At 34.9% G+C, this 14,180-nt stretch carries 12 protein-coding genes; 4 read left to right on the top strand and 8 right to left on the bottom strand.

The window, feature by feature from the left end:
• Window positions 1-19 precede the first annotated feature (19 nt).
• The 7 genes from CJ739_RS08335 to CJ739_RS08305 form a co-directional block, all read right to left on the bottom strand.
• Window positions 20-838 carry a tetratricopeptide repeat protein gene (locus CJ739_RS08335; RefSeq protein WP_117174258.1) on the bottom strand — a complete coding sequence of 273 codons (819 nt, stop codon included), beginning with the start codon at window positions 836-838 and terminating at the stop codon, window positions 20-22.
• 133 nt (window positions 839-971) lie between these two features.
• Window positions 972-2,009 carry a vWA domain-containing protein gene (locus tag CJ739_RS08330; protein ID WP_117174256.1) on the bottom strand — a complete coding sequence of 346 codons (1,038 nt, stop codon included), beginning with the start codon at window positions 2,007-2,009 and terminating at the stop codon, window positions 972-974.
• A gap of 102 nt (window positions 2,010-2,111) precedes the next feature.
• The gene (locus tag CJ739_RS08325; protein WP_117174254.1) at window positions 2,112-3,119 is read right to left on the bottom strand and encodes a vWA domain-containing protein; all 1,008 of its coding nucleotides are present in this window, start codon (window positions 3,117-3,119) and stop codon (window positions 2,112-2,114) included.
• Window positions 3,119-4,858 carry a BatD family protein gene (locus CJ739_RS08320; protein WP_236951631.1) on the bottom strand — a complete coding sequence of 580 codons (1,740 nt, stop codon included), beginning with the start codon at window positions 4,856-4,858 and terminating at the stop codon, window positions 3,119-3,121. Before CJ739_RS08320 ends, CJ739_RS08325 begins: the two co-directional genes overlap by 1 nt.
• Entirely contained in the window at window positions 4,859-5,725 is an 867-nt protein-coding gene (locus tag CJ739_RS08315) for a DUF58 domain-containing protein (RefSeq protein ID WP_117174252.1), read from the bottom strand.
• A gap of 100 nt (window positions 5,726-5,825) precedes the next feature.
• On the bottom strand, window positions 5,826-6,827 hold the full coding sequence (locus CJ739_RS08310) for an AAA family ATPase (protein ID WP_117174250.1): 1,002 nt from the start codon (window positions 6,825-6,827) through the stop codon (window positions 5,826-5,828).
• Between the two features lie 187 nt (window positions 6,828-7,014).
• Complete coding sequence (locus tag CJ739_RS08305) at window positions 7,015-8,160, bottom strand: DUF4382 domain-containing protein (protein WP_117174248.1); 1,146 nt, start codon at window positions 8,158-8,160, stop codon at window positions 7,015-7,017.
• A gap of 327 nt (window positions 8,161-8,487) precedes the next feature.
• Between CJ739_RS08305 and CJ739_RS08300 the strand changes: the two genes are divergently transcribed.
• From CJ739_RS08300 to CJ739_RS08290, 3 genes are all read left to right on the top strand, one after another.
• Complete coding sequence (locus tag CJ739_RS08300) at window positions 8,488-9,240, top strand: SDR family NAD(P)-dependent oxidoreductase (protein WP_117174246.1); 753 nt, start codon at window positions 8,488-8,490, stop codon at window positions 9,238-9,240.
• Between the two features lie 53 nt (window positions 9,241-9,293).
• Window positions 9,294-9,584, top strand: coding sequence for a four helix bundle protein (locus tag CJ739_RS08295; protein ID WP_236951630.1), 291 nt, complete (start codon window positions 9,294-9,296; stop codon window positions 9,582-9,584).
• A gap of 124 nt (window positions 9,585-9,708) precedes the next feature.
• Window positions 9,709-10,842, top strand: coding sequence for an ATP-binding protein (locus CJ739_RS08290; protein WP_117174244.1), 1,134 nt, complete (start codon window positions 9,709-9,711; stop codon window positions 10,840-10,842).
• A 250-nt stretch (window positions 10,843-11,092) separates the two neighbouring features.
• Here the strand turns inward: CJ739_RS08290 and amaB are convergent, their stop codons facing one another.
• Window positions 11,093-12,643: an L-piperidine-6-carboxylate dehydrogenase gene (gene amaB / locus CJ739_RS08285; protein WP_117174242.1), complete on the bottom strand. Its 1,551-nt coding sequence runs from the start codon at window positions 12,641-12,643 to the stop codon at window positions 11,093-11,095.
• A 121-nt stretch (window positions 12,644-12,764) separates the two neighbouring features.
• Between amaB and CJ739_RS08280 the strand changes: the two genes are divergently transcribed.
• Entirely contained in the window at window positions 12,765-13,844 is a 1,080-nt protein-coding gene (locus CJ739_RS08280; protein ID WP_117174240.1) for an isoaspartyl peptidase/L-asparaginase family protein, read from the top strand.
• Window positions 13,845-14,180: the final 336 nt, after the last annotated feature.

Genomic DNA, 14,180 nt, shown 5'->3' with positions numbered 1-14,180 from the left:
TCATAATTCGTAATTCGCTTTACCAATCTTTTTCTGTTTTTACTTTAACACCTTTTTGTTTTTCGGCATTGATTTTTTCTTGAACTTTTTGTTCTTGGTTATTCATGGCTTCTAACAAACTCTTAACCTGTTGCGGAGACATTTGACCTGGACGGGGTTTGGGCTGCTCTTGTTTTTCTTTATCATCAGCTTTTCCTTTATTGTCTTTTTCTTCTTTAGGCTTTCCGTTTTCATCTTTCTTATCGTCACCCTCTTTTTGATCTTGATCACCTTGGTCTTTTTGGTCTTGGTCTTTCTTATCGTCCCCTTCTTTTTTGTCCTGATCCTTTTTGTCGTCCTTTTTATCCTTATCGTCTTTCTTATCGTCTTGTTCGTCCTTTTGTTGTTCAGCACATATTTTGGCTAAACCCAAATTATATCGTGTTTCTTCATCAGTTGGATCGTTTCTTAAGGCGTTTTTATAAGCTTCGACAGCTTCTTTACACTTTTTGTTTTGCATAAGCACATTGCCTATGTTGTGGTAAGCTTTGTGTTTCTCAGGTTTTGAAGTAGCAATTTTAGCGGCTTGATCTAGTCTATATAAAGCTTCTTCATAGTTTCCTTTTTTAATATAAGAGTTTCCTAAATTATAGATGCCTGCTACGGTTGTTCCTTGTTCTGAAATGGCTTTTCTATATTCCTTTTCTGCTGAAACAAAGTCGTTTTCACTAATTAAATTATTGCCTTCATACACATAATTATTAGCTTTTTTAGCCGCTAATAATGCTTCCTTTTCCTTCTCTTGCGAAAAAGAAAAAGTAGTTGTTAACGTCATTATAATTACTAGTATATATTTCATTTTACTGTTTATTAATCAACTTATAAATATATAAAACCAAACAACGGCCTCTAGTTAAAGGTTTTATAAATGTTAGATTTATGATTAACATTCTAATTTCAATCGTAAATCAAAAATCGTAAATCGTAAATACCTAAAGGTTTTCGTTAAATAAATTTAATTTTTTTAACCAAGCGGTTTTACGGTCCAACAAGAAAATATCGAGTAGCAAAAAGAAAACAGCAAATGCTAAAAACCATTGAAATTGGCTTTTAAAATCGGCATATTCCTTTGTTTCAAACTCCTTTTTATCCATTCCGTTTAAAATATCGCCTATTTTTTTAACAACCTCATTCGTGTTTTTGCCGTTTAAATAGACTCCATTAGCTTCGGCAGCAATACTTTTAAGGGTTTCTTCATCCAAACGCGTAATAACGGTTTCGCCTTGGTTGTCTTTTTTATAATTTAAAACAATCCCGTTACGTTTTTCCGGTATAGGTCCCCCTTTTACATCACCGACACCAATGGTAAAAATCCTAATACCTGCTTCGTTAGCTTCTTCGGCTACTGCGGTGGCTTCTTCGCTGTGGTCTTCACCATCTGAGATAATTATTAGAATGCGATTGGTTTGTTCTTCATCATCAAAATAGGTGGTTGCCAATTTGATGGCTTCATTAATAGCTGTTCCTTGGGATGATAGCATATCGGTATTCATGCCTTGAAGAAACATTTTTGCCGAAGCATAATCGGTTGTAATGGGCAATTGCGGAAATGCTTTTCCTGCGTAAGCAATAATACCTACGCGGTCGCTTGCCAAATTATTGATGATTTGCGTTACCAATTGTTTGGCTTTGTCTAACCTATTGGGTGCGATGTCTTCGGCAAGCATACTTTTTGACACATCGACTGCAAAAACGATATCAACGCCTTCGCGTTTTATGGTTTCTAGCTTTGTGCCTATTTTTGGATTTACCAATGCGATGGCTAGACATGCAAAGGCTAAGCTTAATACAACTAGTTTTAAAACGGACTTAAATAACGATGCATTCGGACTTAATTTTTTTAGTAATGCTTTATCGGCAAATTTGCGTTGGGTGCGGTGTTTCCAAAATTGAAGCACCAAAAAGAATAGGATTATTACTGGAATAATTCCTAATGCCCAAAACCATATTTTTTCGTCTAATTGATACATTTATTTTTTATTTGTTTGTCCCCTAAATCCCCAAAGGGGACTTTTATTTCCGTAAATGGAGTGTCTTTTTCTCTTATCTATTTTCTCTTATCTATAATCTAATTACACAAAACTTCTAAAAATGGTGTTTCTTAGTAAAAATTCTATCAACAATAGTAGACCCGCCAATAGCACCAACGGGCGGTATTTTTCTTCGTAATTGTAATATTTAAACTCTTCAACATCTGTTTTCTCAAGTTTGTTTATTTCTCCATATATTTCTTCAAGCTTTTTATTATCGGTGGCTCTAAAATATCTTCCTCCAGTAACTTTCGCTATTTCTTTTAACAATACTTCGTCAATCTCTACGGGTACGCGAGCATATTGAAATCCGCCTGTTCTTGGATCTAATGCTACCGGTGACAATGCCATACCGTTAGTACCTAAACCGATGGCATATGTTTTTATACCATATTCCACCGCCAATTCACTAGCTATTTTTGGATCTATAAAACCAGTATTATTCACACCATCGGTTAATAATATAATGACCTTACTTTTGGCTTTGCTGTCTTTTAATCTGTTTACTGCAGTTGCTAAACCCATACCAATTGCCGTTCCGCCTTCAATAATCGTGTTGTATTTAATGTCTTTTAATGAGCGTATTACAATTGCCTTGTCACTAGTAACAGGGGTTCTTGTATAACTTTCTCCAGCGTATTCTACCAGTCCTATTCTATCATTCGGTCTACCTTTAATAAATTCAGCTGCTACATTTTTTAAAGCTTCCAATCTGTTTGGTGACAAATCTTTTGCCAGCATACTTGCCGATACGTCAATAGCCATTACAATATCAATCCCTCTTGTTGTTTTTGTTTTAGAAGAAACATCAACCGTTTGTGGTCTTGCCAATGCTGTAATTAATAATGCTAATGCCAATAGACGTAATACAAATAACCCGTGTTTTAGTTTTGGTAACCAAGAATTGGTGAGCTTAAAACCTTTTAAGCTAGATATTTTAAGTTCAGCTGTTTGCTTTTTATGTTTGAAAATATACCATAATATAGCTAAAGGCAATACTAAAAGTGCCCAAAACCACTGCTTATTTAAAAAATCGATGCCTTCAAACATTATTCTTCTGCTTTTTTAAGTTCAACTGAATTTAAAATACGTTCTATCATTTGATCTGCATACTCATCATTAATTGGATAGGTTATAACAATTTGCTGTAACACATTTTCTGAAGCAAATTGTAGTAATATATAATTTCCCTCTTGTACTTTTTGGCTTATTGGATTTTTAATTTTTAATGTTCCATAGGTTTTTAATCCTTCTGCGCCATTTGGTGTTACAAATTTATCTCTCAATACCACAATATCTTGAGCGCCCTGAGCTTCCATTCCTTTAAGACTTTGCTCGGATGCCTTCTCAATATCGATTTTGTTTTCACCCATGTTTTTATATGACGTGGTATTTACCATCACACTAAAAACATCTAATAAGGTTCCGTAAATAAAAGTTGTTTGGGTTACTTGTGCTTTCATTTCGTCTGGAACTGGCAACTCGATACGAGTTAATACTTTAGGCGTAGAAATGGTAACTGGTGGCACGCCATATGCACTGGTGACCCATTCGCCTTCTAAAAGCTCAATACTATCATGACCAATAATGGTGTCTTTTATATAATTGAATCCGTACTTTAAACCAAAGCCAACAAATGTTGCCATTAATAAAAATACACCTATAACAACAGTAATGATGATTTTCTTGCGTTTCTTTTTACGCTCTAACTCTTGACGGTATTTTTCATCTTGAAGCTTTTCTTCTTCTGTTGGTTCCGGCAATGCTTCTTTTACATGGTCAATTTCAATATCAATAGTATCTCTATCCATTTTGGCGAGCTCAACATCTACGGCAGATTTAGCGAATTTCACCAAATCAGCACGTTTTAAAATGCTTTCTAAATTTCTAATATCTTGAGTACTCAACTCTATTTGATTGCCTTCTTTAAGTAAATTAAGTCGGTTAATCAGCTCATCCGTTGTGCTTTCCAATGCTCGGTCATACACTTTTTCGTCAAGATATTTTCTAATAATAAACGTAAGGTCTGAGTAGTATTCCTTTATAGAATCGGTTTCTAAATAATGACTTTCATCCAATTTTTTAAGAGCTAACTTCGCTCTATCATAAGGTGGTAACAAAGCAATTTGTTCTGCTTCGGTTAATGGTTTTTTTCGCCAAATAAACCAATACATTAAAAAGCCAATGATGCCAACTATTAAAAGTGTCAGCAATACATATTTCCACCAATCACTACCTTTTTTACTAACTTCAATAATGGGTTTTATATCGTAGAGCCCTTGTTTTGTTGTGTCTACAACCACATTGTTCACCTCAACTTTTAATGAGTCGGTAAAAAAAGTTTTATCACCAATAATGACTTTTTGCCTTGGGATGGTGTATTTCCCAGAATCAAATTGAGTTAAACCATACTTTTTTATAAGGTTGTATTTGTCTTTATTTTTAATGGTATCAATCGCATACGATTCAATCATTTCCAAGGGAGAAAATGTTTGCCCTTCGGGGAAAACCACCAAGCTGTTTGGTTTGGTTTCAACTTCAATTTTATAGGTAATTTGTGCCCCTATTTTAATTTTTGTTGAATCGATAGATGTTGTTACTTGGGAAAAAGAGAAAAAAGATGAGAGAAAAAAGACCAAAGACCAAAAGACGGAAGACCGAAGATTTAAGACCGAAGACTTAAGACCGAAGACCAAAGACCCAAGACTCAAGACGGAAGACCGAAGACCGAAGGCCCCTTTTATTTTATTCAAAAATCGTAAATCGTTAATCATAAATCTAAACTCCATTTATCCTCTTCTTTTAAAATACCCCAACATTTTTTTTACATAGCTTTCATCAACACGACAATCGATAGTCCCCGCTCCTGATTTTGTAAAACTTTCTCTGTAATAATCTACTTTTTCTTGATAAAACTTACCATAATTAAGGCGTACTTTTTTGGACGATGTATTTACTAACATATATTCACCCGTTTCTTCATCTTGCATTTGAACAACGCCTAAATTCGGAATATCTTCTTCGCGTTTATCATAAACCCTAATGCCTGTCACATCGTGTTTTCCTGAAACAATTTTCATGGTTTGACGGTAATCGTCTGCAATGAAATCAGACAATACAAACACAATCGCTTTTTTCTTCATAACATTTTGCATGAATTTTAAAGCTTCGGCCAGATTGGTTTGTTTACTTTCTGGTTTAAACTCAATCAATTCACGAATAATACGTAGTACATGCGAACGCCCTTTTTTGGGTGGGATATAAAGTTCTACTTTATCTGAAAATAAAATCAAACCAATTTTATCATTATTCTGGGTTGCGGAAAACGCTAAAGTTGCTGCTATTTCCGTAACGACTTCGCTTTTAAATTGTGCTTCGGTACCAAACATTTCAGACCCTGAAACATCTACCATAAGCATCATGGTAAGTTCGCGTTCTTCTTCAAAAACCTTTATATAAGGTTCGTTGTAACGCGCAGTCACGTTCCAATCTATATTTCGAACATCATCACCAAATTGATACTGGCGCACTTCGCTAAAAGTCATACCACGTCCCTTGAAAGTTGAGTGGTATTCGCCTCCAAAAATATGATCGGACAAACGGCGTGTCTTAATCTCTATTTTACGTACTTTTTTTAGTAATTCTTTAGTATCCATTTTTTTAGTAAACAGTTTACAGTCTCAGTTTGCAGTAAATTATATCCAGCAGCCAGTAAACGAAAAAACTGATTACTGCCACTGAACCCTGTTAACTGGATTAAGGTACTTCTATTTCGTTTACTATTTTATTAATGATGTCTACCGAAGTTACATTTTCGGCTTCGGCTTCGTAAGTGATGCCTATTCTGTGTCTTAACACATCGTAAACGACGGCACGAACATCTTCAGGGATTACATACCCACGACGTTTTATAAAAGCGTAGCATTTGGCAGCAGATGCTAAATTGATACTTCCACGGGGCGATGCACCAAAAGAAATAAGTGGTTTTAAATCGGCTAGTTTATATTTTTCTGGGTAGCGTGTTGCGAAAACAATGTCTAGTATGTATTTTTCAATTTTTTCGTCCATGTAAACATCACGAACTACTTGTTGTGCTTTTAGAATTTGAGCAATTGAAACCACAGGGTTTACTTTTTCCCAAGCGCCTTTCATATTCGCTCTCATAATTAATTGCTCTTCAGCAATTTTTGGGTAGTCAATAACCGTTTTCAGCATAAAACGGTCTACCTGTGCTTCTGGCAATGGGTACGTTCCTTCTTGCTCAACAGGGTTTTGGGTTGCCATTACTAAAAATGGCTTGTCTAATTTAAACGTTTCATCACCGATAGTTACTTGTTTTTCCTGCATGGCTTCAAGTAATGCCGATTGCACTTTTGCAGGCGCACGGTTAATCTCATCTGTCAATACAAAATTTGCAAAAATAGGTCCTTTTTTGATGGAGAAGTCATTCAACTTCATATTATAAATTAGGGTTCCTGTGACATCGGCAGGTAATAAATCGGGGGTAAACTGTATTCTGCTAAAACTGCCATCAACCGCTTGTGCCAAGGTATTAATGGCTAAAGTTTTTGCAAGTCCCGGAACACCTTCAAGCAATATATGCCCTTGCCCCAGCAAACCAATAAGCAAACGTTCTACCATATGCTTTTGCCCTACGATGACTTTGTTCATCTCTAGCATCAGTAAATCAACAAAAGCACTTTCTCTTTCAATTTTCTCGTTAATAGTCTTAATATCAATTGTACCTGTTTCTTCCATCATTTATATATTTTTTAAACGCCCGAATATACTAAGCTTATTTGAGCAGTGCAAATTGTTAAAACTTTTCTTTGAACGCTGTTAAATATTGGTTAAATTATCCAAACTGTTCAGTTAATAATTGGTTAAAAAAATAGCGCGACACCTAGATGTCGCGCTATTTAATAAAGCTAATGCTTCTAATTTTTTATTCTGCAACTAACGTTATTGCATCTAAAGTAGTTTCTGTATTAGATGTTACAATGACATCTGTAGAGCCATCTTTAGTATAATCTTGTGAAACAAAACCAGCAGCACTTACGGTTACAGTGTACGTTCCAGCTGGGATATCTTCTAAAAGAAATTCTCCACTGGCATTTGAATCCATTGTTGCAACAACATCCCCGCTATCTTTATCTTTTACGGTTACAGTTGCTACAATATCATTTGTTACATCTCCTCTTATAGAACCTACTTCTGTGTCTTGTTCCTCAGTTAGCTGAATAGGTTCTGCTAATGTTGTTGTTTCACCATTAACAACTGTTACTCCTGATACGGATCCTTCGGTGTAACCTGATTCAGCATTCAAAGGTGTTGCAATGACATCATACGTTCCTGCAGGTAAGCCCCATAAAGTAAAGGCACCTGTGTCGTCTGTAATCGCAGAAACAACAAAATCGTCATCTGTTTCTGGAGTTCCCTTATCGTCAACCAATACTGAAACCGTAGAAGGCACATCATTCGGTTCAACAATTCCCTCTATATTACCTGAACTCACTTCAGCACTCACATAAAGTACTGGTTTCAAAATAATATTGTCTGAACCACCTGCCATAACTATTGATTTTGCAACATCAAAATCCAATACAAAATTATAGGTAAATCCTTCTTCTATGACAGTCCCTACTTGAAGTTTTAAACCTGATTGCTGGGCACTAGGTGTTTTTAGATCAAAGGTTTCAGGTTCATCAGCATCATTTCTAATAACAATGGTATTACCGTCTCCTAACACCAATCGCATTTGTTCAAGTGTTCCGGCAGGAATTGGTTCCGTGTCAACCAATACTTCATTAACACCACCAGTAAGATCCAATAAATTGATAGATCCTTGGCTACTCATCTCTAAGTCAATCCATCCACTTTCATCAGTGCCGTCAGTGCTGTCTTTCATTTTTATCATAACGCCAACTACATTAACGTTTACTTCGTCATAATCGCCTGGAGAATCAACAAGTTTTATTGTTATTTTTGGAGCTCCTGCGTTTATTTTGTCAGATTCGTTGTCACTACATCCAATAATGGATATCATTAAAAATGAGAGAAAAAATAAGCTTAATCTGTTTAATGTTTTCATAATTTTATATATTTATTTATTTGGGTTCATTAATTATATACGTACCCAAAACGGAAAATAGATTATCTTTTTTCAAAAAAACTATCTTTTGTTTTTATTTTATCTCGTTAAATATTTTGTTTGACAAGTATAGTAAGGCCTTAGAGCAAATTTTAAAGAAATAGGAATATTAACTTCTATAAATAGAAAAGACAACTATACCATTTTATGTCGCTTTTAAGTATTTTTATAAAATCGTCTTGATTTTTTTGATTGAAGCGAAAAATGTTCTTTACAATTGCAAAAAGTCAAGATAAGCTCTATATATGAATTGCAAAAACAATACAAATGAAAAAAACAGCCCTAATAACCGGAGCAACAAGTGGCATAGGACATGCAACAGCCTATGAGTTTGCAAAGCATGGCATTAATTTAATTTTATGTGGAAGGCGATTGGAGCGCCTGCATACCATACAAGCAGCCTTAGGCAAATTAACACATGTACATATACTAAATTTTGATGTGCGTGATAAAACTGAAACGTTTAAAGCCATTGAATCACTACCAGAAAAATTTAAACATATAGACATTTTAATTAATAATGCAGGCAATGCACATGGTTTAGATCCCATAAACGAAGGAAGTATTGACGATTGGGATGCCATGATGGACATAAACGTCAAAGGACTTTTGTATATAAGTAAAGCCATAATCCCACAAATGACCAAACGACAATCGGGACATATTATAAATATTGGCTCATCGGCAGGTAAGCAAGTGTATCCAAAGGGGAATGTGTATTGCGCCAGTAAACATGCTGTTTTGGCTATTACAGAAGGCATGCGTATTGACTTGAATCCGTTTGGAATTAAAGTAGGTGCCATAAGCCCAGGTTTGGTTGAAACCGAATTTTCGCAGGTGCGCTTTAAAGGCGATAAAATTGCCAATACAGTCTATGACGGCTTTAAAGCTTTGCAAGCCGAAGATATTGCCGAAATTATTTATTTTGTTGTATCACGTCCTGCCCATGTTAATATTGCCGATATGCTAATTTTTCCAACGGCACAGGCTAATGCCTTTACATTAAACAAATTTGTCTGAACTTATTTTTAATATGGATAGCATTTTTTATTTTTATTATTTATTCAAGTAATATGGCACGCCACAATTCATTTGAAAGTTTAGAGGTTTATAAAGAAGCATCCGTGTTTTGTGATGCGATATGGGAAATTATATGCCATACTTCTTTAAGTAAAGATTATAAATTAAGAGAGCAAATCAATGGTTCATCTGGTTCAATAATGGATAATATAGCTGAAGGATTCGGTAGAGGAGGAAACAAGGAATTTATAATGTTTTTAAGCTATTCCCGCGGGTCATGTAACGAAAGCAAGTCGCAATTATTAAGATGTTTTCGACGAAATCATATAGATGAAACCACTTAACAGTGATGCTGAAAATCTAATAAATCAATTATCAAAATTTATCAATTACCTTAAAAGCTCCGAACGCAAGGGCTCAAAATTTGATTAGTCTTGAATAAATAATAAAAATAAAGCATAGACAATAATGATCAACAAGCGCCTACTTATAAAAAATTTGCTGTCACACAATGACGAAAATAGCTTTTATGATAAAAAGCGTAAAATTGACATTAGCTTTAAAGAAGGAAAAGCTAAGTTTTTAAAGCATGTCTGTGCGCTTTCAAACAGCAATCCTAAAAACAACTCGTACATTGTTATCGGTGTTGAAGATATTGATAACGACATTGTTGGTGTTGACTTTTTTGATGACAGTAAAATCCAAAACCTCATCAATGCCTATTTAACCAATCCGCCTATTGTTCAATATGAAAATATTCCGTTTCCGCATTTACCAGACCATAAAGTAGTTGGTTTGGTTACCATTCGCCCAACTGGAAAAATAACATCGCTGCGGAAAAACATTTGGAAATATTATGGCGGCTCGGTATTTTTTAGAGATGGGAGCATGAGCATGCCCAAAGTATTCGACATCGAAATAAAAGATGTTAATTCTAAAATTGTTGAGTCTATTGAAAATCATTCGCAAAACAATATTGAGCATACCTTAAACGGCGTTTTCGATTTTTTAAAAAAACGCAAAGACTACAACGCCCAATACAAGGTATTTAAAGAATACTTTGTTGTTTGTTGGGCAGGGCAAAAAAAAGTAGTTAAAGATGAAATATTTTTTTCTAGAGTTGATATTGAATTGATAAACGAACAGGTCCGTTTGTTTTTTTCGGCTTTTGATGAAGTGGCTATTTTTATTAATGACGATTCATTTAAAATCGTTGAATATGTGAATCTAGGGTTTCAAAATTCCAATAAATACTATCAATTGGAAGAAACCATTATCAATTTTGAAAACAATGCCAATTATTCCATTGAAACCAAGCTTTTATTTGAACCACCACAGTACGATAAAAAAGTACTTCACCATATTTATAACACTACAAATGCTATTTTAGAAAAACTAAAAAAAGGGCTACCGTTTACAAAAAGCGAAGAAACAGATTTAAAAAACTTACCTATAACCTATCTAATTTGTTATCTAAATTTATTTCACGAAGCTATTGATAAGTTAAATGAAGCAAAACCCTATTTAAGGGCTCATAGTGAAGAATTATATCACCTTTATAAAGAATCCATGCGTGTTTTAAGGAAGGTAAAATACAGTTAATCTAATTTATTGGAAGCTTAACCATAATTTAACTTTGGTGCTTTTTTTCTCACGGCATATAACATATATTTGCACTGCTATTAATCTTTTTAAAGATATAACCTTGTTTCTCCCGATAAAATTTCGGCATTGGAGCAAGGTTTTTTTATTAACCGATTTACCCAAACTACTTTAACGGCTCAATGCAAAAAGTCAAGATGAGTTCAATGTTTCATTTGAAAAAATAAAGCTTAGAAACACACATATCAAGCTATAAATCAAATTTAATACCTTGAGCTAAAGGCAACACAGCTGTATAATTAATGGTATTGGTTTGACGTCTCATATAAATTTTCCAAGCATCACTACCAGATTCGCGACCACCACCAGTTTCCTTTTCACCACCAAAAGCACCACCAATTTCGGCACCCGAAGTACCAATATTCACGTTGGCGATACCACAATCAGATCCAGTAACCGACAAGAAACGCTCAGCTTCACGCAAGTTGTTTGTCATAATGGCTGAAGACAATCCCTGCGCCACATTGTTTTGGATTTCAATCGCATTTTCTACACCACCCGAATATTTCAATAAATACAAAACAGGTGCGAAAGTTTCATGCTGTACTATTTTAAATTCTGGTTTCGCTTCAGCTATGGCTGGTTTTACATAACAGCCGCCTTCGTAACCTTCACCAGAAAGCACACCGCCTTCAACTATAATTTTGCCCCCTTCTTTAACTACTTTAATTAAAGCATCTTGATACATCTTCACCGCATCAGTATCTATTAAAGGCCCAACATGATTTTTTTCATCCAACGGATTTCCTATACGAAGTTGTTTGTAAGCATCGATAACGGCTGTTTTTACCTTATCGTAAATAGACTCATGGATTATCAATCTTCGCGTTGAAGTGCAACGTTGACCGCAAGTACCCACTGCGCCAAAAACCGCACCAATAACGGTCATTTTTATGTCAGCATCTGGAGTTACAATAATGGCATTGTTCCCTCCTAACTCTAACAAACTTTTTCCTAAACGACTTGCGACTTCTTGTGCTACAATTTTACCCATTTTGGTGGAACCTGTTGCCGAAATTAATGGAATGCGAGTATCTTTCGTCATAAATTCCCCTACTTTATAATCGCCATTAATTAAACACGAAATGCCTTCGGGCAAATTGTTTTTTGAAAAAATTTCAGCAGCTATATTTTGACAAGCAATACCACAAAGCGGTACTTTTTCACTGGGTTTCCAAATACATACATCACCACAAACCCAAGCTAAAGCGGTGTTCCAAGACCAAACTGCTACTGGAAAGTTAAATGCTGAAATAATTCCAACAGCACCTAACGGATGGTATTGTTCATACATACGGTGACCAGGGCGTTCGGAATGCATGGTTAATCCATGAAGCTGACGCGATAAACCTACTGCAAAATCGCAAATATCGATCATTTCTTGAACCTCACCCAACCCTTCTTGATAGGATTTACCCATTTCATAAGATACCAATTTTCCTAAAGCTTCCTTTTTTTCTCGAAGTTTTTCTCCAAACTGGCGCACAATATCACCGCGTTGTGGTGCAGGCATTAATCGCCATGTTTTAAATGCATGGGTTGCGGCATCCATCACCTTGTCATAATCGGCTTTTGTGGTCGTTTTTACTTTTGCTATAAGCTGTCCATCAACAGGCGAATAGGATTCTAAAATATCTCCATTGGAAAAATTATTTATCCCTGTAGAAGTGCCTTCATTAATATCTTTTATTCCTAAAGTTTTAAGAACTTTTTCTATTCCGAAATCTGTTATCACTTTCATTAATTATAGATTTATTAGTTAAATTAAAATTATTTACGAATATAGCAATAAAAAGTCGTTTTTATTAAAGTTTAATACTTATAAAACTGTTAACTTTGAAATACAAACTAAGATAAATCTTATGAAAAAATATACTCTAATTTTTTTTAGCTCACTTCTACTTTTTAGTTGTAAAAAACAAGACAAACTGATTGATTCCGAAATTAAAGAAGAACATATTAAAGATTTACAATTAACGACTGAAAACAAAACTGTTCAATTCTCAATTGTTATTCATGGTGGCGCGGGCTATATAAAAAAAGAAAATATTTCATCCGAAAAAGAAAAGGAATACCGAGATAAACTTGAAGAAGCTATTAAAGTTGGTTATAACATTTTAAAAAATGGTGGTACTAGTTTGGATGCTGTAGAAAAAACCATTAATGTTCTAGAGGATTCTCCCTTATTTAATGCGGGTAAAGGCGCTGTTTTTACGTACGAAGGCACGAATGAACATGACGCTTCTATTATGGATGGAAAAACCTTAAATGCCGGTGCTTCGGCAGGTACAAAAACAATAAAAAATCCTATTAGTTTAGCCCGTGCTGTTATGGAAAAATCGCCACACGTGATGCTCTCTGGGAGTGGTGCCGAAATATTTGCTGAAGAACATGGCTTAGAAATTGTAGAGCCTAGTTACTTTTACACAGCCCCCCAAATGAAATCTTTAGAACGTGCAAAAAATGCTGAAAAAAACAAAATGTCATTGTTTTATGATTCGAAAATTAAAGACTCAAAATTTGGAACTGTTGGTTGTGTGGCATTAGACAAAAATGGCAACTTAGCAGCAGGGACTTCAACAGGCGGTATGACAAACAAACGTTGGGGACGCATAGGTGATTCGCCTATTATTGGTGCGGGTACTTATGCAAATAATAACACGTGCGGAGTTTCAAGCACAGGTTGGGGTGAATATTTTATTCGCGGTATGGTTGCATATGATATTTCGGCTTTAATGGCATATAAAGGCATATCGCTTGCAGAAGCTGCCAATGAAGTGATTCAAAAAAAGTTACCGGAAATTGGAGATGGTGCTGGTGAAGGGGGTATTATTGCGATTGATAAAAATGGACATGTAGTAATGGAATTTAATACGCCCGGGATGTTTAGAGCAACTATGAATGATAAAGGTGAACTCTATATCGGGATGTACAACGATTAAGAGACTGTCTAAATATTTTTCATTAGTGTCCGATAAGATTCAAGGCTGCTTCGCTAAAAGAAAAAAGAATAGAGACTATAGTCTATAGTCTATAGAAAAATAGACTAAATGACAGCCAATTCAAATTCAAATGTATATTTTAATAATCGCTAAGTAATTTATTATGACAAAAAGCTAGACCACAAATCAGTCTTCTCTTTAAAAAACCATTATCACTGTGTTTGCAGTGAATTGCAAAAATATTATCGGGCAACAATGAATATTTTTCTTAAAAGTATCTTTTATGAATAATTTAACAAAAGAGAAAAGCCTAAAATAAAATACTTCAACGTAATT

The organism is Mariniflexile sp. TRM1-10 (assembly GCF_003425985.1).
Lineage (GTDB): Bacteria > Bacteroidota > Bacteroidia > Flavobacteriales > Flavobacteriaceae > Mariniflexile.
This window is presented reverse-complemented; position numbering and strand designations above follow the sequence as displayed.

Excerpts from the sequence above, each read along its gene's own strand:
- CJ739_RS08335 (WP_117174258.1), bottom strand. The coding sequence starts at position 838 with ATGAAATATATACTAGTAATTATAATGACGTTAACAACTACTTTTTCT.
- CJ739_RS08330 (WP_117174256.1), bottom strand. The coding sequence starts at position 2,009 with ATGTATCAATTAGACGAAAAAATATGGTTTTGGGCATTAGGAATTATT.
- CJ739_RS08325 (WP_117174254.1), bottom strand. The coding sequence starts at position 3,119 with ATGTTTGAAGGCATCGATTTTTTAAATAAGCAGTGGTTTTGGGCACTT.
- CJ739_RS08320 (WP_236951631.1), bottom strand. The coding sequence starts at position 4,858 with ATGGAGTTTAGATTTATGATTAACGATTTACGATTTTTGAATAAAATA.
- CJ739_RS08315 (WP_117174252.1), bottom strand. The coding sequence starts at position 5,725 with ATGGATACTAAAGAATTACTAAAAAAAGTACGTAAAATAGAGATTAAG.
- CJ739_RS08310 (WP_117174250.1), bottom strand. The coding sequence starts at position 6,827 with ATGGAAGAAACAGGTACAATTGATATTAAGACTATTAACGAGAAAATT.
- CJ739_RS08305 (WP_117174248.1), bottom strand. The coding sequence starts at position 8,160 with ATGAAAACATTAAACAGATTAAGCTTATTTTTTCTCTCATTTTTAATG.
- CJ739_RS08300 (WP_117174246.1), top strand. The coding sequence starts at position 8,488 with ATGAAAAAAACAGCCCTAATAACCGGAGCAACAAGTGGCATAGGACAT.
- CJ739_RS08295 (WP_236951630.1), top strand. The coding sequence starts at position 9,294 with ATGGCACGCCACAATTCATTTGAAAGTTTAGAGGTTTATAAAGAAGCA.
- CJ739_RS08290 (WP_117174244.1), top strand. The coding sequence starts at position 9,709 with ATGATCAACAAGCGCCTACTTATAAAAAATTTGCTGTCACACAATGAC.
- amaB (WP_117174242.1), bottom strand. The coding sequence starts at position 12,643 with ATGAAAGTGATAACAGATTTCGGAATAGAAAAAGTTCTTAAAACTTTA.
- CJ739_RS08280 (WP_117174240.1), top strand. The coding sequence starts at position 12,765 with ATGAAAAAATATACTCTAATTTTTTTTAGCTCACTTCTACTTTTTAGT.